This window comes from Flavobacterium sp. CSZ (genome assembly GCF_015350725.1).
Classification (GTDB): Bacteria; Bacteroidota; Bacteroidia; order Flavobacteriales; family Flavobacteriaceae; genus Flavobacterium.
Genome location: NZ_JADKPQ010000004.1, coordinates 14,342 through 40,544 on the forward strand (window position 1 = coordinate 14,342; position 26,203 = coordinate 40,544).

Below are 26,203 nucleotides of genomic sequence, written 5' to 3' on the forward strand. Positions count from 1 at the left end.
TAGTATTAAAATTTACAAACTGATATTTAAACCAAGGATAATATTTCTGGGAACAGGATAGGTTCCGGTTGAACCCGCTGCAGATAATCCTAAACTTGATCCTCCGTCGATACCTTGTACTTCAGGGCTTAATCCGCTGTATTTAGTAAAATAGTATAAGTTGCTTCCCGTAACATACATACGAAGCGAGGCTAACTTAGCTTTTTCAACCCAGGCTTTTGGGAAATTATAACTAAAGGTAATTTCTCTGATGCACAGGTAATCTCCACTTTCGTAGTAACGGCTGTTGCCCTGAAACATATTGGTGTTATAAGCAGCTCCACTGGCTTCAGATCTAAACAAGTTGTTTTGATTCGTTTGGTCTGCCCAACGATAGCGGGGTACATCTGTAATGTCACCTTCTTTTTGCCATGATTGTGCACTTTCTGCCAATAATCCGTAGTTACCCTGAAACTGACCTAAGAAACGTGCTCTTGCTTCGTTGTAAATTGTAGCTCCTAGAGAGTAATCTGTTCTTACGGTTAAAGAGAATCCTTTGTATGAAGCATCAAAATTAAAACCTCCCACAAAGGTTGGGAACATATTCCCCATATACTTTCTGTCTCTGCTGTCGATTACACCATTGTTGTCAGTATCTTCGAATACAGCATCTCCGGCGAATTTTTTACCTTCAGGATTACCACCTGCAGCAGCTGTTTTAGTTACATAAGTATCATGAACTTTTAAGTTGTAAGCATCGGCTTCTGCCTGAGTCGAAAGAATGTATAATTGTTTGTGTGCATAGAAATTTCCAATTTTTTGTCCTTCCTGCAATCCTCCCACATATTGATAAGTACCACTATTTTGATCGAAAATCTCAGTTCCGCCAATTCGGTTATTTAAATTTCCGTTTGATGGAAGTTTTTCAATCGTGTTGGTATTATGAGAAACGTTTGCCCCAACATTAATTTTCCAGTCGTTTTGGTTGTATAGATTAGCTTGTATTTCTAATTCGAAACCTTTGCTTCTTAATCCTCCAAGATTGGTTAAAACTGTAGAGAAACCACTGTTTGAAGGAAGCGTTAAGTTCGTTAATAAATCAGAAGTCAGTTTGTTATAAAAATCCCCAATAATTCTGATTTTGTCTTCGTTGAAACCTAAATCGAAACCACCATTTATAGTTTCAGATTGTTCCCATTTTAATCCCGGATTGGCAATTTGTGAGTTGATAATCGCCGATTGTCCGTTGTAACTATTGGCGATACCATTTGTTGATCCTGAATATAATCCTCCAGCCTGAAAATCTCCCAAAGTTCCTAAGTTACCATTTACACCATAACTTCCTCTAAGTTTAAGCGAGGAAATAACTTTTGGCATTGTAGCTGTCCAGAATTTTTCTTCCTGCATGTTCCATCCCGCAGAAATTCCCGGAAAGAAACCATATCTGTTATCAGGTCCTAAGCTTGATGAACCATCATAACGGAAAGAAGCTGTTGCAAAATACCTGTTTTTGTAATCGTAATTTAAACGCCCGAATACACTATTTAAAACCAATTTTGTATTGTTGCTGTAAACTGAAACCGGAATAGGAGATGAGTCTAAAGTTTGTGCTAAATCTGACGGGCTTCCTTTTCCTGAAGCATTAAAAGCTTTTATGGTTCTGTCGTATTTAGAAACTCCTAATTTGGCATCAAAATCACCAATGTTTTCCCAGTCTTTTTTATAAGCAAAAACCCCTTCGTATTGTAGCTGAGAAATTTGATTGCTTAGTCTCGTTGCAGTACGCGTATTGTCTACCAAACCACTGCTTCCGCTTAAAAATGCCTGTTGAAAAGTGTTGTCATTTTCGTTTTCGCTATAAAGCGACATTGAAGGGGTAAAGGTAAAATCTTTGGCAAGTCTTAGTTCGCCATCAACACTCATTTGCAATTTATTGTTTTCGTTGATTCCTTTCATTTTACCCATTTGATACAATGGATTTCCGTTGATGTTATTCTGACCCGGAGCTAATGTTCCGTCTTCTAAATACATTTTTGTAGTAGGCGAGTTTCCTAAATATCGGTTGAAAACAACACTATTGGCCACCACCTGATTGTTGCTTGCTTTAGAAAACAACATACGGCCATTAATAGTAAAATTATCAGCTATTTTTAGTGAAGCATTCAATTTACTGGTAAACCTTTGATAGCCTGTAAATATGGTAACACCATCACCTTTTAGATAGCCTAAACTCAAATCAAAAACTCCGGTATCATTACCTCCGCTAAAACCAAGTGTATGGCTTTGCGTCATGGCAGTCTGGAATAAAACATCGTTCCAGTCGGTACTTTTGTACATAATAGTACTCGCAGGATTTAAAGGATCTTGTAATTCCTGCCAGCCTTTTGCCTGAAGTGTACTAATAGTTTCAGATGATAAATTAGATTTTAATAAAGTAGCAAACGCAGTATTATTTTGAAGATTATTTCCTGTACCTGCAGGAGTTGCACCCGTTAACTGACCCAATCTTGCAATACCTGTTGTGGTAGAAAGTCCGGCAAGTTCAGCAGCATTGTAAAGACCCTGACGCTGGAATTTGATGTAATCTCCACCATCCATAAAATTATATTTTTTACCAATTGTGCTGCTTTGAGTAGAAACACTATAAGTAACTTTCATTTTACCGGATTTCCCCGTATTGGTAGTAATAATAATAACACCATTTGAAGCACGTGCTCCGTAGATTGAGGTTGCAGCGGCATCTTTAAGAACCTGAAGCGAAGCAATATCAAGAGAGTTAATATCATCAATTTGCGTACGAATCACACCATCTACTATATATAAAGGTGTTGCTCCGGCAGGATTATCGATAGAAGTTCCTCCACGAACCAATATATTAGAAGCTTTTCCGGGTTGACCAGAAGAGGTTTTCACCACCAAACCCGTTACGTTTCCTTGCAAGGATTGTGTTACGTTTGAGTAAGGTACATTTTCTAATACTTTTTTGTCCAGTTTAGAAACAGCAGTACTTAAAGTTCTTCGGTTTTGAGAACCGTATCCTACCACAATAACCTCATTCATTTGTTGTCCAATTTCTTTAAGAACAATATTAAGTGGTGCAGTTCCTATAGCAACTTCTTGTTCCTGAAGACCTATATAAGAAACGATTAAAGTCGTCGCATTATCCGGAACATCAATAGTAAATTTCCCGTCAAAATCTGTCTGAGCGCTAAAGTTCGTTCCTTTTGCCACTATGTTTACACCAGGTAAAGCTTCACCTTTTTCGTTTGTAACGGTACCGGTAACTTTCTTTTGGATTGGGTCATTCTTTTTTACATTGTTATATGTAAGTGCAATACTTTTTTCTGTTTTTGCAGTTACTAGCTGCATGGTAAAAACTAAAAGCAACGTGGAGGTCAATTTTATAACTTTTCCGTGTTTAGGAGTAAACCTACAATTAATAGGTTTACTTTTAGGCAATAATTTCATACTTTTGTAATGGTTTGGTTAATAATAACTTTCTTAAAGGTCTGTTTATTAATTTTCAAATCATTGTTCCTATCGGGGAACCGGCCAGCAATGTTGCAAGCATTCGCTGGCTTTTTTATGACTAAAAAACAAATTTTGTATGCAATGGTTTTGTATTGATGTTTTTAGGGTTGATCTTTAATTTTTTACTTTATATATAAAACTTGTATTCTTTTTTAAGATAGTTTCTTGAGCATCCTGATCTTATATTTTATTTTTTTTTTTAATGCAGGGAATAGTAAAAAGTATTCTTTGATTATAACGCAATTTCGTATTTAGGAATATTTTACAAGTCCAGATGCTATTACTATGATCTTTTAACAGTCAAAATTTATAATCCTTTCGAATGTTATGAAAATTTTATGAATTAATTAATTTATTATTATGAGGTAAAGATATAAAATATTTTAAAATAACAATATTAGTTATTAAAATATTTTAATAATTAAGAAGAGGTTGGAAAATTTAGTTATTAATTAACGGGAATAACATCTTTTCTTTAATGACACAGCAAGCACCGATAACGCCCGCACGACGGCCTAAAGCAGACTTTTTGAGTTTCATATCACGGTTGACTAAACCCAGTGAATATTTTTTTAATGCAGATTGAATAGGAAGTAAGGCATAGTCGCCTAATTGTGCGAAATCTCCGCCAATTACCAGAAGATCAGGGTTGAAGATATTTAATAAAATAGATAAATAACGTCCCATTTTTTCGCTTTGCTGCGTAACTAGATCGACACAAAGAGTGTCTTCGAGATTTACAGCTCCGGCAATAATAGCATTATGCTGAAGGGTAGAAGAACTTTCATCAAGTGTAACTTTTGATTGTTTTCCCTCTTTTACAGCTTCTTTAAATTGATTGATTAGCGACCAGCCTGAAATTTCGGTTTCAAGACAACCCAGTTTTCCGCATTGGCACATGATATCATTATTGAAAATGGTACTGTGTCCAAATTCTCCTGAATATCCTGATTTTCCGTAGTATAGTTTACCATCCGTAATCATTCCAATGGCGACTCCCCAGCTGTAATTGACAAAAATGATATTTTGTTCATCATCGACAACGCCTTCGCAATATTCGCCAAAAGCCATGGCACGCGTATCGTTTTCTAAATGAACCGGAAGATCTAATTGTTCTGAAATGATTTCGTTCAATGGTCGGTTTTCGCTAAAGAAATAGTTATAACTAAAACCTTCCATCGAATTGATACGTCCCGAAAAGTTGATGCAAACACCCACAATTAGTTTTTTATCGACAGAGCTGTCTTCGATAAAAGAGTTGATAAGATCGCAAAACTTTAATAATGATTTTTGAGTATTTTCTAAAATAAACGATGCGCCCAATTCTACGCTAACCAGTTCATTTTTGATGTTTTGCAACCCAATAGACATACTGCTGATACCAACCTCAACACCCAAAAAATAAGCGCAAGTTGGGTTGATACTATATAAGGAAGGTCTTCGCCCACCGCTATTGGTGATTTTGCCCATATCCACCACATAACCTTCGATGAGTAATTCGTTGACAGCTTTGGTTACGGTAGGGACACTAGATTGTAATTCAGTACTTAATTCGGCAATGGTAGAATTACCTCCTGAAAGTAAACGTTTCGTTATAGATTGTCGTAGCATATGCCATTTCTGGCCGGAAAGACTTTTATCTTTACTATTGTCTAATACATCTTTTAAACTCATCGCTTTTTTATAATTACGTGTCTCTTACAAACTTACTATATTTTTTAAATAATTATAAGAATTGAGTTTAATTATTAAAATATTTTTTTAATAATGCAATGGTTTTTAAAATTTAACCTCGAATAAATGATTTTTACATTCAAAAACATCTTTGCTAAAAGTTTGTTTGAAAAGTTTATGCAGGGGAATAGTTTTTAAGCTGTTCCCTTTTTTTTATGGACTTAATAAGCGATATCATACAAATATCTGGTACATAACATCTAAGAGACGAAATGTTAATACAATGTTTTATAACCGGACATTTTTATTAATGTAAAGGTAACCTTGCAGACCTACCCTCATTTCTAATTTTGGAGACATATTATAAACAACACACTTGTAGCATATGTCATTTTTTAAATTAAGAATACATCGCAAAAAAATAATCGAAATTGGGGTTTTAGCCAGCGCCGTTCATTCGCAAAATAATCCAAAAATACTGCATCATGTATAAAGGGTTTACAGATGAGCAGCTTGTTGAATTACTGAAACAAGGAAAAGACAAAGCGTTTGATGAATTGTATTTTCGGTATCGGGATGTATTGGTTCGCTTTGTTTATATGCGAATGAAATCGGTTCCGGTTGCTGAAGAAATTGTTCAGGAAGTTTTTACCACTATTTGGGAACGTCGAAAGACTTTGGTTATTCAAAAGAAATTTTCGGCCTATATGTACACTTCGGTTCGTTATGTGACTTTAGATTATATCAAATCGCACACTACTACCGACCAATATATAAAAGAGCTTACCGATAGAAATACGAATGATCACAATAGTACCAATGCCACCGAAGATGCTATCTACTACGAGGAACTTCAGGAAGCGGTCGACAAAGCCACTTTATTACTTCCAAAAAAATCTAAAGAAGTTTTTATTCTAAGCCGCATCAAACATTACACCAACAAAGAAATTGCAGAGGAACTCAATGTATCGCACGAAACCGTAAAGTATCATATTGCTTATGCGCTAAAATTTATGCGAAACTATTTGGGCGAATTCAATTGATTATTGTTTGCTAAAAATTATCAGTGAACGTTTTTTCTTAACAAAAGCGTAACCTTAAGCGCCTACCTAAAAGTAACAATCCCAAGACATACTATTAAAGAGATAAACAAATTATAATGCCTGACAAATTACATCAAGACGTACAACTTTTTTTAGAAGGAAAGCCTTCTGAAAAAGGAGAAGAATTATGGAATAACTGGTACGATCATCCTCAGGAAATTTTAGATCCTGCCATCATAATACAATCTGATCGTTCGAAACTAAAAAAAGAAATCAGACAAATTAAGAAAACAAAGAATGTTATTTTTCTTCATAGCAAAAACTGGACAATGGCAGCTTCACTAATTTTTTTGATGGGGTTGTCCTGTTTCTTTTATCTGTCGTTTGTAAAAACAATTTCTAAAGAATATGCCACCAAATTGGGCGAACACGCAAAAATAACATTAAGCGATGGAACCCAGATTTGGCTGAATGCCGGAAGCCATTTAAAATATCCAATAAAGTTTAAAGGAGCAACACGCGAAGTGTATCTGAGCGGAGAAGCTTTTTTTGATGTTGCCAAAGACAAACAACATCCTTTTATTATTCATACCGATAAAATGGATACCAAAGTATTAGGAACCAGTTTTAATGTTCAGGCCTATCCGGATCACGCCACACAGGAAGTTTCGGTTTTAACCGGAAGAGTGAATGTAAAATCGACCGTAACCGAAGAGAATGTATATGTAACGCCGGGGCAAAAAGTGGTTTTTAAATCAAAAAATAATAAAATTCAAGCCTTTACAGATATTCCGGTGAATTCTATTTCGTTGTGGCGAAAAAACATCATCGTTTTTGAAGACGCTCCTTTGCCGGAAGTTATCGCAACTCTTAATCGCAATTATAATGTGGCGATCCAGATCGAAAACAAAAACCTTAACAGTCTAAAAATCAGTGCCTACTTCAAAGAACTTCCTGTCAATCAGGTTGTGGCTTTGGTATGTAATATCATCAATGCCAATTATAAAATTGAAGCAGGAACTTATATCATACAATAAGATGAATATCAGAGATCTTTAACACAGAGGAAAAGAATTAAGAATTGAGAATTAAAAATTAAAAATCTGCTCGATCTGCGTGATCTGCGAGCAAAAGACATGAAACACAAATTGCACGAATTAAATCATAGTAATCTTTTATCCCGATAGCTATCAGGAGTGGTAAAAAAATTAAACACATAGAAACATAGATTTAAAATTAAGAATTATGATGCTTTTAGAAAATCATGATTTTTTCGCATAACTAATGTGATTTATTACAAGTGAAAGGTCTTTTCTAGACTTTGCAACCTATGTTTCTATATGTTAAAAAATAAATAAAAAACGAATCAATCATCTACGTAGAAACCAAGCAATAATCCAAACACAAATTAAAAATCCAAAAACATGACTAAAAAACAAATGCGGTATGTTGTAAACTGTCAGAGCATTAAAAAAACGATGTTAACAAAAGCACTTCTGTTTGTGGCTTTATTTTTTATCGGATCAACAATCAAGGCAGCCAGCGTTAATAGCAGTAAAAGGGTAACCTTAAAAGTTGAGAATGAAACGATAAAGAATGTTTTTCAGAAAATAGAAAAACAAGCTGATGTACATTTTATGTACGAAACCAATCAGGTCAATACCAATCAGAAAATTAGCCTGAAACTTAGTAACGTAACCTTAGAACAGGCATTAGATAAAATATGCAGCAATTTTTTCCTGAAATACGAAATTGTAAGCAACAATATTGTCATCAAAAAAAATCAAAAACTGGCAGATGCAGGACAAGGCAAAATAAGCATTTCAGGAACTGTTTTTGGTGGAGATGATGCAATGCCCTTGCCGGGTGTTGGAATCAAAGACAAAAATTCTGATGCAAGCGCAGCGACAGATTTCGACGGAACTTTCAAAATGGAAATCAATTCATCAGAAGCTGTACTTGTTTTTTCATACGTAGGGTATGTTACGCAGGAAGTAAAAGTTACGAGTTCGGATAAAAACATAAGCGTAAAACTATTAGCCGATATGAAACAGCTTCAGGAAGTTGTGGTTATGGGATATGGTTCGGTAAAAAAGAATGAGGTTTTGGGAGCTGTTGGAACGGTTTCTATGAAAGAAACTTCAAGCAGAACCTACAACAGTGCAGCCGAATTATTGCAAGGTACAGTTGCAGGTGTTACCGTAATAAATAATGGTGGAGATCCTACGGCAGAACCAACCATCAACATTCGTGGTATTGGTTCTTTGAATGCCGAAACGCCTTTGATCATTTTAGACGGAATTATCTACAGCGGATCTTTAAATACATTAAACCCAAATGATATTGCATCGATAAGTGTGCTAAAAGATGCGGCTTCGGCAGCAATTTATGGGGCAAGGGCTTCTGGTGGAGTAATTTTAATTACATCAAAAAAAGGAATTTCAGATCATATTAATGTCAATGTAAATTATCAGGGAGGTTTTCAGAGTGTGGCCAAAAAACTGGATGTTCTGGATGCTGCAGGATATGCTGATGCTATGAACACGGCCAGAGATAATGCCGGTCTGCCTAGAATTCCTGCTTTTGATCCTGCATTTGAGCCAACAGCAAGAACAACCAAAACAAACTGGATGGATGAAATTTTCCGTACAGGTGAAATACAAGATTTGTCTATTTCGGTAAACGGAAAAACAGAAAAATCGAATTTCTTTTTGTCAGGAAGTTATAGAAAAAATGAAGGGATTTTATTGAATACTTTCGGAACGAGATATACCGCAAGAGCCAATTCTTCTTTTAAACTGGCGCCAAATTTTACATTAGGAGAAAACATGTCGTATTCCTTAACAGATGGACAAGCGGCAAATACAAATAGTGGTTATACCGGAGCTATTTTAGCAGCGATTTTTTATCCGCCAAATGCAACTATTTACAGAGAAGACGGTTCAGGACAATTTGGTGGAGTTCCTGAAAAATATATTGGTTCTTACGGAGACGTAATTAATCCTGTAGCTTATCTAAAAAGACTGGACAACAGAAATCCTGTTTCCACAATTTTGATCAATCCTTATGCCGAATGGGAAATTATTTCAGGATTAAAAGTAAAATCAAATTGGGGGTATACCAGAATTCAAAACAACTCAACCGATTTTGCGGTTAAAATTACAGAACCGGGTAAAGTGTTTGATTTTAATAGATTAACCTTAACCAACTCAACAACAACAGATTTGTTAAGTGAGCAGACTCTTTCTTACGAAAAATCGTTAGGCAAACATAATTTCAAAGCTTTAGCCGGATATACGTACCAACAAACCAAAAGAAATTTTTATACCATACAAGGTACAGGTTTCGATAACGAAGATCCCTCACAACGTTATTTATTGAATGCTAAATTGGTACAGCAAATAAATGCTGGTTTGTCTGAAGAAATTATTTCTTCTTATGTTGGAAGATTGAACTACGACTTTAATCAAAAATATTTAATATCAGGAATTGTGCGTCGTGACGGAACTTCAAAACTAACATCTGAAAACCGATGGAAAGTTTATCCGTCTGTTTCTGCAGGTTGGTTGATCTCTGAAGAAGGCTTCATGAAAGGTATTAATCCGATAATCAGTACATTAAAATTACGTGGAAGTTGGGGACAAATAGGAAACCTTGGAAACCTTGGACCATACCAGTTTAGTGTACCATTGACTCAAACTCAAGGTTTAATCGGGTCAACTCCGGTAATCAATTATGGATACGCAGAAAGTGAATTATCAAACCCTAATTTAAGATGGGAAAGCTCTGAGCAAACCAACGTGGGATTAGATTTCACGATGTTCAACAGCGCTTTGTCAGGATCTTTGGATGCTTATGTAAAAACAAACAAAGACATGTTGGTTCGTGATCAGCTTCCGGGTGTTTCAGGAACTCCACTGGGCCGAATTGTAAACTCAGGAAATGTAGAAAACAAAGGAATCGAAGCAAGTTTGACCTACCAAAAAACACGTGGTGATTTTAAATTTGATGTAACAGCAAACGCGGCCTTTTTGAGTAATAAAATTGTTTCGATAAAAGATGATTTAACCTCTCTTGAGCCATTGAACTTAAGCCGTGTTCGTAGTTTGCCTTTGGCCAATATCTATCAGGTAGGAAGTCCGGTTGGTGCTTTTTACGGCTATTCTACAGACGGATTGTTTCAAAGTAATGCAGAGGCAAAAGCTTATGTAAATACCAAAGGCGAAGTCTATCAGCCCAACGCTGTTGCGGGAGATATTAAATTTAAAGATGTAAACGGAGATGGTGTCATCAACAACAGCGATAGAGTTGTGTTGGGAAGTCCTTTTCCTAAAACCACTTTTAGTTTGAATATGAACTTTAAGTACAAAGGTTTTGATATGAATGTATTTTTTAGCGGAGCAGCAGGAAATAGCGTTTTTAATGCTGTAAAACATACTGGATTAAATGCTTCTTTCCCTGGATACAACTTATTGGCTGAGTCTAAAAATGCCTGGTCGCCAAGCAATACCAATACTAATATTCCGGTACTCTCATCAACAGATAACAACAATAACTTTGGTAGAATCTCTGATTTTTATATCGAAGATGCTTCTTTCGTAAGATTAAGAAACCTTTCGATTGGATATACGGTTAAAGACCAATGGCTAAACGGAAAAGCAAAATTGAGATTCTTTATCTCAGGACAAAACCTTTTCACGATCACCAAATATTCAGGAATGGATCCTGAGGTTGGACTGAACAACTTTGGTATGGACTTAGGAAAATATCCACTTTCCCGTATTTATATGACGGGTGTAAATGCAACTTTTTAAAAAACATAAAACAAATAAAATGAAAAATTTAAGTCTTTTAGTATTGAGTTTTTTGCTTTTACTAGGCGCGACAGCTTGCGAAAGCGAACTTGATTTGGTTCCGCAAGGAGCACCTTCAAGCGGAAATTTCTGGAAAACCCCTGCAGATGCAAAAGCAGGAGTAAACGCGATTTATGCTTTATATTCTGATGATAATATGTACGGTCGCGGATTTTTCTGGCTGAACAATGCAAGTGATGATATTGGAACAAAACCAAGACAAAACGCAGAACGTATCAAGAATTTTATTGTTGATGGTGCAGAATCTGATACCAAAGATATCTGGAGAATTCACTACGAAATCATGAAACGCTGCAACGATGTGATTCGTAACATTCCGAAGATAAATCTAGATGAAAAAACTAAAAACACCATGTTGGGCGAAGCTTATTTTAACCACGCCGTGATGCATTTAGAATTGGCGTACCATTATGGTGACGATCGCGCTGGAATCCCAATTCAGGATCGTGAAAATCCTACCAATGTGTATGTGCCAAGAGCTAAAAATGTAGCTGAAAACTATGCCTATATCGCAGCAGATTTAGTAAAAGCAGCTGAGTTATTACCTTATTTTAATGAACTAACTCCAGACAATTACGGGCGTGCTCATAAAACAGCAGCCTGGGGATATTTGGTTCGTACGTATTTGTATGCCAAAGACTGGGACAATGCCATTAAGTATGCCAATATGATTGTTGCCAGCGGAAAACACAAGCTGTTGGATAATTTTGAAGATGTATTTAAAATTAAAAACAACTGGTCTTCAGAATATATTTGGTCTGTAACTTCAAGTGCCGAAAATACTTCTTTGGGTTCTATTTTTCCTGGAGTTTGTCTGGAGGATAAAGGTTGGGGAGTTTACAATGGTTGGGGAAATTTTTATCCTACCAAAGAATTGTTTGATACTTATGATCCAACAGATAAAAGACGCAGCGCGACTATTTTGCAAAAGGGAGATAAGTTCCTGTATTTTGGTGAACTAGTAACTTTTAATGAAGGAAAATATATAGTAAGTTCCAGTAACAGAACCGGATATCAGTTCAATAAATATATGGAGCCATTTGGTTACCCAAAAACAACTTCTGGCGGAATCGACATTCGTTATGTAAATGCCAATGGAGACAAGCCTTCGACTGCTTTAAACGTGCCGCTTTTGCGTTATGCCGATGTGATTTTAATGTTGGCCGAAGCCAAATTAATGAAAGGTCTAAACGCCGATACCGAAATCAATATGATCCGTCACCGTGCAGGTCTTGGCGATCTTGTCGGAGCAACATTAGCAGACCTAAAAAGAGAAAGACGTTGCGAATTGGCCGGAGAATGGACAGACCGTCATTTCGATCTTGTGCGTTGGGGCGATGCTCAGTCAACATACGCAAAACCTTTACACCATTATAACGGAACCGTGATTTATCCGGCCCGTAATTTCAACCCTGCCATTCACCATGTTTGGCCAATACCACCAGATGAAATCGCAGTAAGCAAAGGAGCACTTACGCAAAATAAAGGCTGGTAATTTGTAGTTTCAGTTTGTTTGTTTTTTCTACGCTGCAAGCTTGTCGGAGCTTGCAGTCGTAAGAAAAAATAAATGAATTTTTAGATATAAAAACAAGCCAGTCTTTTTTTTTAGAAAAATGCTGGTTTGTTTGATTTTTTGCCACAGATTAAAGGATTAAAAATGATTTTAATTGTAAGTTATTAATAAAAAAAAGTCCCAGCAGGACCTCATATTTATAGAAATTTAATCGATAAAAAGAATTTGAACCCCATCAGGGTGACATATATATCGCTCCAATGGAGCTTTAAAAATTAAACAACATACAATGAGAAAAAACTTTGCGACTCCTGCGGCTTTGCGAGATTAAAACTCACAAAGATTGGCAATTCTCATTGCGGACTTAAATGAACCTTAACAACTTAAAAATCTCCAAAAACTTTAAAAAAATAAACAAACCCCATTTTTCCAATGAAAAAATTAATCACCCTTTTTTGCCTCCAATTCTTTGTGTTTGCACAAGGGCAGGAATACAGTTCATCCAACATTCATTCGCATAATGATTATGCGAGTAAACTTCCTTTTTACGAAGCTTATTCTAATGAAACCGGTGTTATCGAAGCCGATGTTTTTCTTGTAAATAATGAACTTTTTGTGGCGCATACCTCAAAAGAAATTACACCACAGAATACCATTAAAAATCAATATCTGGATCCGCTTTCTAATAAATTAAAAATTCTGGGCGCAAAAGCATATCCAAGTAATAAACCATTGATTTTAATGATCGATATCAAAACAGAAGCCGACGCATCTTTAAAATTAATTGCCCAACAAATTAAAACCTATCCTGATTTAATTTCGAACAAAAATCTAAAAGTCGTAATTTCAGGAAACCGACCTTCGCCAACAACCTGGAAAGACTATCCTGATTTTATTTATTTTGACGGAAGACTGAACGAGAATTATTCTCCCGAACAATTATCCCGTGTTGAAATGATCAGCGAGGATCTAAAAGAAATCACCAGCTGGAATGGGAAAGGTGTCATGACTCAGGCTGATGCTGAAAAAGTACAAGCCATCATTAAAAAAGTACACGATCAAAATAAAAAAGTTCGTTTTTGGGCCACTCAGGATAATGTAAATACCTGGATGACGCTGATGAATTTGAAAGTTGATTTTATTGGTACCGATAATGTTCCGGAACTGACGCATTTCATCAACAATATCAAATCTACATTTTATCAAAATACCGAATTTCATCAGGCGTATGTTCCTAAAAATGCTTCGGCTTTAGCCAAAAAGAAACCCAAAAATGTCATTCTTTTAATTGGTGACGGAATGGGGTTAACGCAGATTTATTCAGGCTACACAGCAAATAAAGGGCAATTGAGTTTGTTTAATATTCCAACTCAGGGATTTTCGATCACCAAATCTTCAGACAGTTATATTACCGATTCGGCTGCGGGAGCAACTGCAATGGCAACGGGACATAAAACCAATAATCGTTTTATAAGCGTAGATGAAAACGGAAAACCATTGGAATTAATCACCCAGCAATTGGCCAAGAAAAATTATAAAACGGCCATTATCTCCGCCGGAAATATTACCGATGCTACTCCGGCGTGTTTTTACGCACATCAGCCAGAGAGAAGTTACAGCCAGCCAATCGCCGAAGATTTTTTAGCAAATCCGTCCGATATTTTGATAGGAGGAGGGCCAAAAGAATTTACATCAAGAAAAGATGGTAAAGATCTTTCGAAGCTATTGATACAAAAAGGCTACACTTATTCGGATAAATTCAGCTCTTTGGATACCATCAAAAACTTCAAATTTATTGTTTTGGATGACGCTTCGGTAGTGTCTATGAAAAACGGAAGAGGGGATTTTTTATCTAAATCTTTAGCCAAAGCAACCTCAACTTTTGCCAAAACAAAAAATCCGTTTTTTATCATGGCTGAAGGCGCACAAATCGATTATGGCGGACATCAGAATAACGTAGAATATGTAGTTCGCGAGATGCTTGACTTTGATAAAGTAGTAGGACAGGCAATGGAATTTGTAGATAAAAATCCAGAAACTTTATTAATCGTTACGGCAGATCACGAAACTGGCGGACTTTCGTTAATCGACGGAAGTATAGAAAAAGGATATGTACACGGAAGTTTTAGTACAAACGATCATACCGCAGTTCCGGTTCCGCTTTTTGCTTATGGTCCGGGTGCAGAGAATTTTATGGGCGTGTATCAAAACACCGAAATTTATACTAAGATTATGGAGGTTTTATCTAAAAAATAGCGTTGGTTTTGTTTTAAAAATTTCAAGAGACAGTTTGTAATAAAACTGTCTCTTTTTTTTTATAAATAAATGAATCTTCAAAAAAAGTAAAGGAATAAATAAAGTGATTGTTTTTTTAAATGTTTCTAAGTCAATGGTTTATGTGTGAGGTCTGAAATTCTAATGTTATTCTAATGTAGCAGCGAAAATTTAGATTTAAATTGCGCCCTTGTACTTTTTTTGAGAAAAAATAACTTTAAACAGGGCTATTTTCTGAAGATAATAATTGATTTGAAATAGCCCTTTTTTAATGTGATTGCTGCAAATAATATAACTTTTAGAAATGTTGAATAAAATCAAAAATAGTTTTTTATGCAAATGCCTTCAGGCGTTGCTGATCGGCTATTTTTTAATGAGCAGTATCAATTTGTCTAACAGTTTCAGCCAAATTATAAATGATAATGCTGAGGTAAATTCCGTAAAGGGAATGACCTGCAATTTCCTGAAAAAAATATTCAAATGCGACGGAATTGCTGAAGAACTGGATGATTATGAAACCAAAGATGCTAAAACCACCAAGCTTGCAAAAGGCATTGTTTTATTAGATTATCTGGTTCCTCACAATGCAGCTATAGCGGGTTTATATTTCAAAAACGGATCTAAGAGAAAAAACTACATAGACAATCCACTTTTTTTATTTGCATTTCATGGCAAGATTTATTTGCCTCCACCTGAGATGATTGTATAAATATTTCACTTTTTTTTTGTAGATTTAAATGAAAATCTACCAACCTTAATATGGTATTTACCGTATGTTAATGTCTATCTATTAATCTTGTATTTATATATAAATTCATGACACCATTAAAACGTTTTTATAATTTACTCGCACTTGATAAGCGCGACGTATATCAAATTATATTTTACGCCGCTTTTGCCGGTCTTGTAAATCTTTCACTGCCTTTAGGAATTCAGGCTATTATTAATTTTATTCAGAGCGGGCAGCTCAGTGTTTCCTGGGTAGTACTTGTATTTTTGGTCACCGTTGGAGTTGGTTTTGGCGGGGTTCTGATCATATTACAACTCCGAATCGTAGAAAACCTCCAGCAGCGAATTTTTGTCCGATCTTCATTTGAATTTGCTTACAGAATGCCATTAATTAAATTTAAAGAGATGTATTCTGAATATGCACCCGAAAAAGCCAATCGTTTTTTTGATACCCTGATGGTTCAAAAAGGAACTGCAAAACTTTTACTGGATTTTTGTGCCGCCTTTCTGCAGGTAGGTTTTGGTATTATATTATTGGTTTTGTACCATTCCTTTTTTACCGTAATTGGGCTTTTGTTTATTGTTATTCTTTATATCATTTTTAAGTTTTCGTACAAAGATGGTTTAGAAACAAGTCTCAATGAATCTAAGTTTAAATATAAAGTAGCAGCCTGGATTCAGGAAATTGCGCGCAATCGTGAAAGTTTTCGAAGAAAAGGCGGTTTCGAATATGCATTAAACCGAAACGACGGTTATGTGAGCGAATATATCAATTATCGCGAGAAGCATTTTCAGGTCATGAAAAAACAATACATTCAGCTGACTATTTTTAAAGTTATTGTTACGGCTGCCCTTTTGTCGATTGGTGGTTTTCTGGTAATTCACCATCAAATGAATATTGGGCAGTTTGTGGCAGCTGAAATCGTGATTGTATTGCTGATCAATTCTGTCGAAAAAATCATCTTTGGGTTAGAATCATTTTATGATGTATTGACTTCTGTTGAAAAAATTGGTCAGGTGACCGATATGGAGATTTCGGGTATTCCGCAAACCTCAGCGGTAAGCGATACCGGCATCAATATCGAAACAGAAAGTGTTGCTTACAACTATCCCGATCATAACAAAAAATCGCTTAAAAACATCAACCTGAAAATATCTCAGGGAGAAAAAATTATTTTAAGAGGACCAAACGGAGCCGGAAAAAGTACTTTATTACGCTTACTTTCAGGTTTACTAGAACCCGAAAGCGGTGCGATGTACATCACGGACAATTATATGAACCGTCTGGATGAAAACACCTACAGAGCGCAGGCAGGTACATTTTTGCAGGGCGATACACTTTTTGCCGGAACCATTAGGGAGAATATTCTTTTTGGTAACGAAACCATTGATAATGATGAGCTAAAATGGGCTTTAGACAATGTCTGCCTTACACCATATATTAAAACTTTTCCTAACGGACTCGAAAATCAAATTCATCCGGGCGGGCGCGAACTTTCGGCTTCAGATGTTCAAAAAATTCTTTTGGCACGAAGCATTGTAAACAAACCGAATATATTGTTCCTGGAAGATCCTGTTGATAAAATGGACGAGTTGACTTCGGGTAAAATAGTTGATTTTTTACTTTCTGAAGAAAATAACTGGACGGTAATTTTAACTTCTAAAAATGATATTTGGAAGAATAAATGCGACCGTATGATTACGATTGATGATGGAAAAATTATTAACGACATAAAGCTTTAATCATGCTCAATTTATCTAAAGATAATAACGTACTTATTACTCCGGGAAAATACGCTTCGATAACCAGCGTTGCCCGCAGGCCCCATTATAAAATTTTAAACAGAGTCATCATAGGATTTTTATTGTTCGGACTGGCGTGTTTGTTCCTTCCCTGGACACAAAACATTTCAGGAAGCGGATCCGTAACCACATTAAAACCGGATCAAAGACCACAAACTGTTCATAATGCCATTGCCGGTAGAGTAGAGAAATGGTTTGTAAAAGAAGGCGATTATGTCAAAAAAGGAGATACGATTCTTTTTATTTCAGAAACCAAAGAAGATTACCTGGATCCAAATTTAGTGGGAAATACCAAAGAGCAGGTCGATGCTAAAAAAATGGCGGTAGAATCGTATGGTGATAAAGTGACTTCGCTTAACGATCAGGCAAAATCGCTTAATACCGAAAGAGAACTAAAACTGCAACAGGCAGAGAATAAAATAAAACAGTCACTGCTGAAAATAAAAAGTGACAGCATGGATCTTGAAGCGGTAAAAACACAGTTAAGAATTGCTCAAACACAGTTTAATCGTTCTACTGCCCTTAATAAAGAAGGTTTAAAACCAATGACTGATGTAGAGCAAAAACGACTAAAACTACAGGAATCTGAAGCTTATATTATCACGCAGCAAAATAAATTGCTAAGCAGTAAAAATGAGTTTATAAATGCTCAAGTGGAGATTAATAGAATTAAGGCTGAATATGCTGAAAAAATATCAAAATCAAGAAGTGATAAGTTTACCGCTTTAAGTACACAATATGATACAGAAGCTCAGGTAAATAAGCTGGAGAATCAATATGCAAATTATAGCATCAGAAACGGAATGTATTATATCACGGCTCCTCAAAGCGGATATGTAAACCGTGCTTTACTAACCGGTCTTGGAGAAACCATAAAAGAAGGAACACCAATTGTAAGTATAATGCCTGCAAGTTATGATATCGCAGTAGAAACGTATGTAGATCCTATCGATCTTCCGCTGGTACATCGTGGTGCCGAAGTACGTGTTTGGTTTGACGGTTGGCCAAGAATTGTATTTTCAGGATGGCCGGGATTGTCTTACGGAACCTTTGGAGGTAAAATTGTGGCTATCGAAAACTTTATAAGCGCCAATGGAAAGTACCGGGTACTAATTGCTCCCGATGGAAATAAAGAAGAGAAATGGCCTAAAGAACTTAGTATTGGCGCCGGTGCACAAAGTATAGCATTGTTAGAAACCGTTTCGGTATGGTACGAAATATGGCGTAACCTGAATGGTTTTCCGCCAAATTATTATAAGTCAGATGAAAAAGCAGCAAATGGAAAGGACAAAAAATAAGAGGAGAACTGCTATAAAATTGTTTTCTTTTTTATTCTTATTGGGCATTGTTACCGGTTACGGTCAGGATTTTAACAAAGAAGAATTAAGTTATAGCGAGTTTTTAGGATATGTAAAAAAATACCATCCGCTGGTAAAACAAGCCAACCTTGAAGTGAGCAGCGCTCAGGCCATGCTTATGGTGGCGCGCGGCGGATTTGATCCAAAAATTGAAGTAGATTACAATAAAAAAGAATTTAAAGGAACCGAATATTATTCGTTATTAAACAGTAGTTTCAAAATCCCAACCTGGTACGGTGTCGAAATCAAAGCCGGTTTTGATGATACAGACGGGCAATATTACAATCCACAAAACCGTACGCCCGAAGCCGGATTAACCTCATTAGGAATTAGCGTAGCTTTGGGTCAGGGAATGTTTATCAACCAAAGAATGGCCGATGTTCGCGAAGGAAAATTGCAATTAAAATTAAGCGACGCACAAAGAAAACTGCGGGCAATCGAGGTTTTATATAAAGCCAGTGAAGCGTATTTTGAATGGAGAAAAAGTTATAATGAGGCCGAACTTTATAAAAGTTATCTGGGTTTTGCCAGTACTCGTTTTAATGGCGTAAAAAAACTGATTGAACTTGGAGATTCTCCTGCTATAGACAGTGTCGAAGCTGGAATTACAGTCAGAAACAGGGAACTGAATGTAGAAAACGGGAACCTGAAACTGGCCAAAGCCAAACTGAATCTGTCTAATTATTTATGGATCGAAAATGTTCCGGTGGAGTTAGAAGAGAATGTAAAACCAGAGCAGAATTTAATTCAGACACTCGAGGAAACATTGAAAACCTCAGCGATGATGGTCAATTCAGAAACATTTGAAGCGCATCCTAAAATTCAGGCTCTGGAAACTAAAATGTCGATGCTGGAAATCAACAGACAACTCAAAGCAAATTCATTATTGCCAAAACTAAATGTGGGGTACAATTATATTTCTGAACCCTCTTATTTTAATTCTTTTAATGCCGATGATTATAAGTTTAATATCGACTTTAGTATCCCGATTTTTCTGCGAAAAGAAAGAGGAGGTCTAAAACTCGCCAAACTTAAAATTCAGGATTTAAAGTTTGATATCGATCAGCAAAGACTCGAATTAAAGAATAAAATCAAAGCACAGCAAACAGAAATTGCTTCGTTAAAAAGACAAAAAAATGTTATAGATAATCTGGTCAAAGATTACGTGACCATGCTCAACTCAGAGGAGAAACTGTTTTCCTTTGGCGAAAGCTCGATATTCCTTATCAATTCAAGAGAAAATAATCTGGTAAGTGCAAAACTGTCCCAAATTAGTATCGAGAATCAGTATTATATTTCGAATGCTGAGTTGTATAAAATACTAGCAAACCCAGATTGATTTTTAATACTTTAGAGTTTAATTATATTTATTCGTTGACTGAAAAAACCTGTAAAATTAATGTTTTACAGGTTTTTTCTATTTAATGTCTTTTCTATTTAAAAGCGAAATTAATTCAAGGTAATTTGATACGCACATCTTCTTTCGCCGGCAATAATATGGCTAATACGATTGATCAGAACGTCGTTGCCTAATACAGACCTGAAAGTATTTAATTCAGACGAACAAAAACCCTGACAAATAGTAGCAGCTGCACAAATAGGGCAGTGGTTTTCGACCAAAAGATATCCTTCATCATTCTTAGCGTATTCGGCCATATAACCTTCTCGGGTTCTTATTTCGACAAGTTTCTCTATTTTTTGTTCCAGATTAGGGATAATATCAATTTCTTCGTGATACTTCTTTTTCCCGACTTCTTCATAAACATTAATAACTTCATCGAGCGTATTTTTGCCCATCGAACTAATAATATTAATTAGTTTTAAGGTTAGTTCAGCATGAGTATCGGGGAATTTAGCATTTCCGTTTGCTGTAAGGCTAAACATTTTTTGGGGTCTGCCCACACCTTTAGATTCTTCCTGAGGATGAATAAGTTCTTCTTCGACAAGTTTAACTAACTGTTGCCGAACACCTTCCTTGGTTATTTTAAGCTCATGAGCAATCTCAAGAGCCGTAAGAGAACCTCGCATTTTGAGCAACATTAAAATCTTATTTGTAGTCATAAATTAATAAAACAAGTATTTAGTTGTTTTATTATGCAAAATTATTAATTTTGTCTTACTTATCAAAGCTCATTGCGAGATATTATTATCCTAAAAGCAATCCAACTTGTGAGTTACAGCATTTATTAATACAAACTGTAAAATTATGGTACTAGAATTACGATCACCTCCCCTTAGTTCATATGATAGGATTATTTTACCTGTTTATATCGTTCCGTACTGGAATGTGCTGATGAAAACTTTTAAATAGTCTATCCTCTAGATTTTAAAAATCTCAAATACTTTAATTAAAGATTTACTTACTCAACTTACTATCAAAAAAATAGTATTCAGATTGGGCAGGGGATATCTATGTCTAAAAATCAGCCAAATTCAAAAATTTAAAACGCAATAATATCTCAATTTTTTAATCATCCAGATATGGAAATAATAAATAAAATAGATGCTTCAGGCATACAAACCCTTGATTTACGGTCATACAAACCCAGTGAAAATGATTTTATAGTATTCGATATTGTGCCTTTTCTAATAGAAGATTTTCTATTGCAGGAAAAAGCCTTTCGATCTGAAATGGCCAATATCAACTGGACGCAGTTTACAGGAAAAGACGTAGTAATCACTTGTTCAAATGATGCCATTGTTCCACTTTGGGCTTATGTATTAATTAGTTCATTGCTAGCGCCTCATGGATCAATAGTTTTGTATTCTGTAACAGAAAACCACATCAATCTTTTATGGATTGAAAGAGTACGGAAAATAGAGTTTTCGGCTTTTATCAATCAAAAAGTAGTACTAAAAGCCAATTCATCTCTGCCCGAAGAAATCCTTGTATTGGCCACAAGCCAGTTAATTAAATATGTAAAAACCCTAATGTGGGGAGAAGCAGGTTCTCCTTTAATGATTTATAAAAGAAAATAATGAAAAAAATAACAGCAATCCTGTTTATAGGAACACTTTTGATCGTTTCATGCCAGACTAAAAAAACAGAGCAAACAGAAAGTCCGGTATCATATCCAACACTTACGCTAAAGGCTCAAAAAGCCGATGTTTCGGTAGAATATCCCACCACTTTAGAAGGGGAGCAAACCGTCGAAATACGCTCAAAAGTAGACGGATATATAGAGCAGGTTTATGTAGAAGAAGGTTCGGCTGTAGCCAAAGGAGAAGCGTTGTTTAAAATCGATGCCAATAGTTATTTGCAGGAAGTAAACAACAAGAAAGCCGCAGTTCTCGCCGCCGAAGCAAGTCTGGAAACAGCCGTTATTCAAACCAAAAGAACATCGGCTTTAGCAGAAAAGAAAATTATAAACAACTACGAATTAACCTCAGCCAAAAATATAGAACGCATAAAAAGAGCCGAATTAAGCCAGGCAAATGCTGATTTATCTTCGGCTAAATCTAAATTGGCGTTCACCAATATTGTGAGTCCAATTAACGGAGTTGTGGGAAGTTTACCGTTTAAAATAGGAAGTTTGGTCAGCAGTTCTGCGCCGGATCCTTTGACTACGGTTGCCAATACCAAAAATATTTATGCTTATTTCTCTTTAAGTCAACAGCAGTTAAACTCTTTTTTGGGACAATTTTCAGGCAATCAATTAAAGGATAAATTCAGGAATATGCCCGAAGTTTCTCTGGTTACCGCCGATGGAGAAACCTATTGCTCAAAAGGAAAAATCCAGACTTTAAGCGGAGTTTTAAATGCAGGGACAGGATCAGCTAATTTTAAAGCCGTTTTTCCAAATCCGCAAGGAAAACTCTGGAGCGGAGCAAGTGCTACAATTGTGATTCCAACACAGTTTACAGCGGCCATTTTGATTCCTAAAAAAGCAGTATTCGAATTGCAGAGCCGCTTTTTTGTCTTTACAGTAGATGCTCAAAATGTAGTGCATAACACCGAAATAAAAATAAGAAACGAATCAACCGAAAAAGAATATGTAGTAACCGAAGGGGTAAAAGCCGGAGATATCATCATTACAGAAGGAATAGGAAATTTAAGAGACGGAGTAAAAATCGCACCGATTTCTTCCTCAAAAAAATAAAAAATCATGTTTAGAAAATTTATAGAAAATCCGGTATTATCCACCGTAATATCGATCATCATAGTGATTTTGGGATTGCTGGGATTAGCCTCTCTGCCCATATCACAATATCCTGAAATTGCCCCGCCAACAGTGGTGGTAAACGCTTCGTATCAGGGAGCCAGCGCTAATGTGGTGATGAAAAGTGTAATTATACCTCTGGAAGAACAAATAAACGGAGTTGAGAATATGACTTATATGACCTCTACTGCCAGTAGTAATGGTAGTGCAGCGATAACCGTATTTTTTAAACAGGGAACAAATCCTGATATGGCTGCCGTAAATGTTCAGAACAGGGTTACGAAAGCGACAAGTTTATTGCCCAATGAAGTTATTAAAGCAGGTATTACGACCAGCAAACAGTTGAGTAGTACTGCCTTTAGTTTTTTGTTATACAGCACAGACGGGAAATATGACGAAAAATTTCTTGATAATTATTTAAGAATCAATATTATTCCCGAAATGAAACGTGTTGAAGGAGTGGGAGGAACCCAAATTTATAGCGATCAGGAATATTCGATGCGTATTTGGTTAAAACCCGATGCAATGGCAAATCAAGGTTTGGTTCCGGATGATATTATTGCCGCATTGCAAGAACAAAACATCGAAGCTGCTCCGGGGAAAATTGGAGAAAATAGTAAAGAATCGGTTCAATATGCCTTAAAATTTACAGGCCGACTTGAAAATCCGGTAGAGTTTGAAAACATTATATTAAGAAGCGGTCAACAAGGAAGTTTATTGCGATTGAAAGATGTGGCCGATATTGAATTTGGAGCTTTAGATTATACTACATCATTGATTACCCAAGGTAAAGTTTCTTCAGGAGGAGCAATCAGTCAGATTTCAGGATCGAATGCAAGGGAATTAATTATTGCCTGCGAGGATATCCTAAAAAAAGCATCCAAAGATTTTCCACCGGGAATAGAATATCATACCTTCTTAAATGCCAATGATTTTCTGGATGCATCTATCGAAAAGGTAATTTATACCATTATCGAAGCTTTTATTCTGGTTTTTATTGTGGTATTTATCTTTTTACAGGATTTTAGATCCACACTAATACCGGCAATTGCAGTTCCGGTTTCGATTATTGGTACTTTTTTTTTCCTAAAGTTATTTGGTTTTACGATCAATTTATTGACCCTTTTTGCTTTGGTTTTAGCCATTGGTATTGTCGTCGATGATGCGATTGTGGTTGTCGAGGCCGTTCACGCTAAACTCGATCAGGGCGCAAAATCGGCCAAGAAAGCGACTATTCATGCCATGAGCGAGATTAGCGGAGCAATTATATCCATTACCTTAATTATGTCGGCGGTTTTTATTCCTGTTACTTTTATCACAGGTTCAGCAGGAGTATTTTACAAGCAATTCGGATTAACATTGGCTGTAGCCATCTTAATTTCGGCTGTAAATGCCCTGACTTTAAGTCCTGCTCTTTGTGCTATTTTATTAAAACCACACGATCCTGAAAAATCATATCACGATAAAGGGTTTTTACCAAAATTCTATGCTGGTTTTAATGTAGCTTTTGATGCTTTAACCCATAAATATATTGGAGCGGTTCGATTCCTGATTCGCAGAAAATGGATATCCTTACTGGCTATAGCAGTATTTGGGATGATATTTTATGCTTTAATCAAAACAACACCTACAGGTTTTGTGCCCAATGATGACGGAGGAGCAATTTTCGGAAATGTAGTTTTGCCAGCCTCCTCGACACTGGAACGCACCGAAGAAATTACAAAAGAAATAGATAGTATTGCCAGAAGTATTCCAGAGATAGAGCTTTCATCTACATTGTCAGGAATGGATTTAATTCATGGAAATGGAGGTTCTTACGGAGCATTGTTTATTAGACTGAAACCCTGGAACGAAAGAAAAGGGAAAACTCAGGATGTTAATTCGGTGGTAAGTCAGTTGTTTGCCAAAACAGCTCATATAAAAGGGGCAAGCATCATATTCTTTGCCGCACCAACTCTGCAGGGATTTGGAAACAGTAACGGATTCGAAGTGCAATTGCAGGATCGAACCGGAGGAAGTTATCAGAATTTTGATAAGAATATCGGCAAGTTTATGTTGGCCATCAATCAGCGGCCAGAGATTATGTATGCAACCAGTACGTTTAATATTGGCTTTCCTGAAATGGAAGTGAATGTAAATGTAGCAAAATGTAAAGATGCCGGCGTTAGCGTAAAAACCGTGCTGAATACGCTTCAGGGATATTTTGGAGGAATCTACGCCTCGGACATTAATAAATTCGGAAAACAATACAGAGTGATGCTGCAATCGCATGCGGATTACAGAGCCAAAGAAAGTGATATTAATAAAGTTTTTGTTCGAACAGATAAAGGTGCAATGGCGCCAATTTCAGAATTTGTAACCTTGAAAAAAACGTATGGTCCGGAATTTATAAACCGTTTTAATTTATTTACCTCAACTACGGTTACAGGATCGCCAAATGCAGGATACAGTTCAGGAGATGCCATAAAAGCAATCGAAGAAGTGGCAGCACAAACATTAGACCGAGGTTATACGTATGAATTTTCAGGTTTAACCAAAGAAGAACTTTCAAGCGGAAGCCAGACCACCTTAATCTTTGGACTTTGTTTAATCTTTATTTACTTCTTATTGAGCGCACAATACAAAAGTTATATCCTGCCATTCTCGGTGTTGTTATCCTTACCAATAGGCCTTGCGGGTGCTTTTATATTTGCGAATTTGTTTGGGGTTGATAATAATATTTTCCTTCAGATCAGTTTGATTATGCTGATTGGTCTTTTGGCAAAAAATGCGATTCTTATTGTAGAGTTCGCCCTGTTGCACCGCCTGAGCGGAAGAAGTTTAGTTCAGTCGGCTTTATTTGGTGCGAAAGCCAGATTACGTCCAATTTTAATGACCTCTTTCGCTTTTATCTTCGGATTGATTCCGTTGATGATTGCCACTGGAGCAGGAGCATTAAGCAATAGATCGATTGGTACAGCTGCCGTTGGAGGAATGTTGATTGGTACTTTATTCGGGGTTTTTGTTATTCCGGTTCTGTTTATCATTTTCCAGTCGTTGCAGGAAAAAGTGGGTGGAGTAAAAGAACCGTCTCATGAACCGAGAATAATTGATTAGTAGAGGTTCAAAGGTTCAGAGCTACAAAGGTTCAGAGGGAATAGCTTGCGGTTATTTTTTTGCTACAGATTAAAAGGATTTCACCTTAGCGGACTTTGCGTAAACCTTTGTGAACTTTGTGGTTAATTTTTTTTTGCCACACATTAAAAGATTTTAAAAATTTGATTCT

General features: G+C 36.2%; 15 protein-coding genes. 12 read left to right on the forward strand and 3 right to left on the reverse strand.

Translation table 11 applies throughout. From position 1 onward, the window contains the following. Positions 1-12 precede the first annotated feature (12 nt). Entirely contained in the window at positions 13-3,447 is a 3,435-nt protein-coding gene (locus tag IRZ78_RS05725; protein WP_194615609.1) for a TonB-dependent receptor, read from the reverse strand. Positions 3,448-3,951: 504 nt separating this feature from the next. Next, the gene (locus IRZ78_RS05730; RefSeq protein WP_194615610.1) at positions 3,952-5,184 is read right to left on the reverse strand and encodes an ROK family transcriptional regulator; all 1,233 of its coding nucleotides are present in this window, start codon (positions 5,182-5,184) and stop codon (positions 3,952-3,954) included. A 485-nt stretch (positions 5,185-5,669) separates the two neighbouring features. On the opposite strand from IRZ78_RS05730, the gene IRZ78_RS05735 reads away from it, so the two are divergent. The 9 genes from IRZ78_RS05735 to IRZ78_RS05775 all read left to right on the forward strand — a co-directional run bounded on the left by IRZ78_RS05735 (position 5,670) and on the right by IRZ78_RS05775 (position 20,117). Continuing rightward, entirely contained in the window at positions 5,670-6,227 is a 558-nt protein-coding gene (locus tag IRZ78_RS05735) for an RNA polymerase sigma-70 factor (protein ID WP_194615611.1), read from the forward strand. Between the two features lie 116 nt (positions 6,228-6,343). Next, the gene (locus tag IRZ78_RS05740; protein WP_194615612.1) at positions 6,344-7,264 is read left to right on the forward strand and encodes a FecR domain-containing protein; all 921 of its coding nucleotides are present in this window, start codon (positions 6,344-6,346) and stop codon (positions 7,262-7,264) included. Positions 7,265-7,651: 387 nt separating this feature from the next. Continuing rightward, positions 7,652-11,041 carry a SusC/RagA family TonB-linked outer membrane protein gene (locus IRZ78_RS05745; protein ID WP_194615613.1) on the forward strand — a complete coding sequence of 1,130 codons (3,390 nt, stop codon included), beginning with the start codon at positions 7,652-7,654 and terminating at the stop codon, positions 11,039-11,041. 19 nt (positions 11,042-11,060) lie between these two features. Further along, entirely contained in the window at positions 11,061-12,596 is a 1,536-nt protein-coding gene (locus IRZ78_RS05750; protein ID WP_194615614.1) for a RagB/SusD family nutrient uptake outer membrane protein, read from the forward strand. Positions 12,597-13,046: 450 nt separating this feature from the next. After that, on the forward strand, positions 13,047-14,870 hold the full coding sequence (locus tag IRZ78_RS05755; RefSeq protein WP_194615615.1) for an alkaline phosphatase: 1,824 nt from the start codon (positions 13,047-13,049) through the stop codon (positions 14,868-14,870). Between the two features lie 322 nt (positions 14,871-15,192). Beyond that, positions 15,193-15,597 carry a hypothetical protein gene (locus IRZ78_RS05760; protein ID WP_194615616.1) on the forward strand — a complete coding sequence of 135 codons (405 nt, stop codon included), beginning with the start codon at positions 15,193-15,195 and terminating at the stop codon, positions 15,595-15,597. 107 nt (positions 15,598-15,704) lie between these two features. Beyond that, positions 15,705-17,360 (forward strand): ABC transporter ATP-binding protein, encoded by a 1,656-nt coding sequence (locus IRZ78_RS05765; protein WP_194615617.1) that lies wholly within the window; start codon positions 15,705-15,707, stop codon positions 17,358-17,360. 2 nt (positions 17,361-17,362) lie between these two features. Beyond that, complete coding sequence (locus IRZ78_RS05770) at positions 17,363-18,718, forward strand: biotin/lipoyl-binding protein (protein WP_194615618.1); 1,356 nt, start codon at positions 17,363-17,365, stop codon at positions 18,716-18,718. After that, the gene (locus IRZ78_RS05775; protein WP_194615619.1) at positions 18,699-20,117 is read left to right on the forward strand and encodes a TolC family protein; all 1,419 of its coding nucleotides are present in this window, start codon (positions 18,699-18,701) and stop codon (positions 20,115-20,117) included. Before IRZ78_RS05770 ends, IRZ78_RS05775 begins: the two co-directional genes overlap by 20 nt. Before the next feature lie 110 nt (positions 20,118-20,227). On the opposite strand, the gene IRZ78_RS05780 is transcribed toward IRZ78_RS05775, so the two are convergent. Beyond that, complete coding sequence (locus tag IRZ78_RS05780; RefSeq protein ID WP_194615620.1) at positions 20,228-20,839, reverse strand: metalloregulator ArsR/SmtB family transcription factor; 612 nt, start codon at positions 20,837-20,839, stop codon at positions 20,228-20,230. A gap of 420 nt (positions 20,840-21,259) precedes the next feature. Between IRZ78_RS05780 and IRZ78_RS05785 the strand changes: the two genes are divergently transcribed. From IRZ78_RS05785 to IRZ78_RS05795, 3 genes are read left to right on the forward strand one after another with little or no spacing between them, the layout of a single operon-like run. Further along, positions 21,260-21,757, forward strand: coding sequence for a DUF2480 family protein (locus IRZ78_RS05785; protein WP_194615621.1), 498 nt, complete (start codon positions 21,260-21,262; stop codon positions 21,755-21,757). Next, entirely contained in the window at positions 21,757-22,878 is a 1,122-nt protein-coding gene (locus tag IRZ78_RS05790) for an efflux RND transporter periplasmic adaptor subunit (protein WP_194615622.1), read from the forward strand. Before IRZ78_RS05785 ends, IRZ78_RS05790 begins: the two co-directional genes overlap by 1 nt. Before the next feature lie 6 nt (positions 22,879-22,884). Beyond that, the gene (locus IRZ78_RS05795; protein ID WP_194615623.1) at positions 22,885-26,034 is read left to right on the forward strand and encodes an efflux RND transporter permease subunit; all 3,150 of its coding nucleotides are present in this window, start codon (positions 22,885-22,887) and stop codon (positions 26,032-26,034) included. Positions 26,035-26,203 lie beyond the last annotated feature (169 nt).

What these genes read in the sequence shown, in the direction of transcription:
- IRZ78_RS05725 (WP_194615609.1), bottom strand. Translation starts at nt 3,447, where the DNA reads ATGAAATTATTGCCTAAAAGTAAACCTATTAATTGTAGGTTTACTCCT.
- IRZ78_RS05730 (WP_194615610.1), bottom strand. Translation starts at nt 5,184, where the DNA reads ATGAGTTTAAAAGATGTATTAGACAATAGTAAAGATAAAAGTCTTTCC.
- IRZ78_RS05735 (WP_194615611.1), top strand. Translation starts at nt 5,670, where the DNA reads ATGTATAAAGGGTTTACAGATGAGCAGCTTGTTGAATTACTGAAACAA.
- IRZ78_RS05740 (WP_194615612.1), top strand. Translation starts at nt 6,344, where the DNA reads ATGCCTGACAAATTACATCAAGACGTACAACTTTTTTTAGAAGGAAAG.
- IRZ78_RS05745 (WP_194615613.1), top strand. Translation starts at nt 7,652, where the DNA reads ATGACTAAAAAACAAATGCGGTATGTTGTAAACTGTCAGAGCATTAAA.
- IRZ78_RS05750 (WP_194615614.1), top strand. Translation starts at nt 11,061, where the DNA reads ATGAAAAATTTAAGTCTTTTAGTATTGAGTTTTTTGCTTTTACTAGGC.
- IRZ78_RS05755 (WP_194615615.1), top strand. Translation starts at nt 13,047, where the DNA reads ATGAAAAAATTAATCACCCTTTTTTGCCTCCAATTCTTTGTGTTTGCA.
- IRZ78_RS05760 (WP_194615616.1), top strand. Translation starts at nt 15,193, where the DNA reads ATGTTGAATAAAATCAAAAATAGTTTTTTATGCAAATGCCTTCAGGCG.
- IRZ78_RS05765 (WP_194615617.1), top strand. Translation starts at nt 15,705, where the DNA reads ATGACACCATTAAAACGTTTTTATAATTTACTCGCACTTGATAAGCGC.
- IRZ78_RS05770 (WP_194615618.1), top strand. Translation starts at nt 17,363, where the DNA reads ATGCTCAATTTATCTAAAGATAATAACGTACTTATTACTCCGGGAAAA.
- IRZ78_RS05775 (WP_194615619.1), top strand. Translation starts at nt 18,699, where the DNA reads ATGGAAAGGACAAAAAATAAGAGGAGAACTGCTATAAAATTGTTTTCT.
- IRZ78_RS05780 (WP_194615620.1), bottom strand. Translation starts at nt 20,839, where the DNA reads ATGACTACAAATAAGATTTTAATGTTGCTCAAAATGCGAGGTTCTCTT.
- IRZ78_RS05785 (WP_194615621.1), top strand. Translation starts at nt 21,260, where the DNA reads ATGGAAATAATAAATAAAATAGATGCTTCAGGCATACAAACCCTTGAT.
- IRZ78_RS05790 (WP_194615622.1), top strand. Translation starts at nt 21,757, where the DNA reads ATGAAAAAAATAACAGCAATCCTGTTTATAGGAACACTTTTGATCGTT.
- IRZ78_RS05795 (WP_194615623.1), top strand. Translation starts at nt 22,885, where the DNA reads ATGTTTAGAAAATTTATAGAAAATCCGGTATTATCCACCGTAATATCG.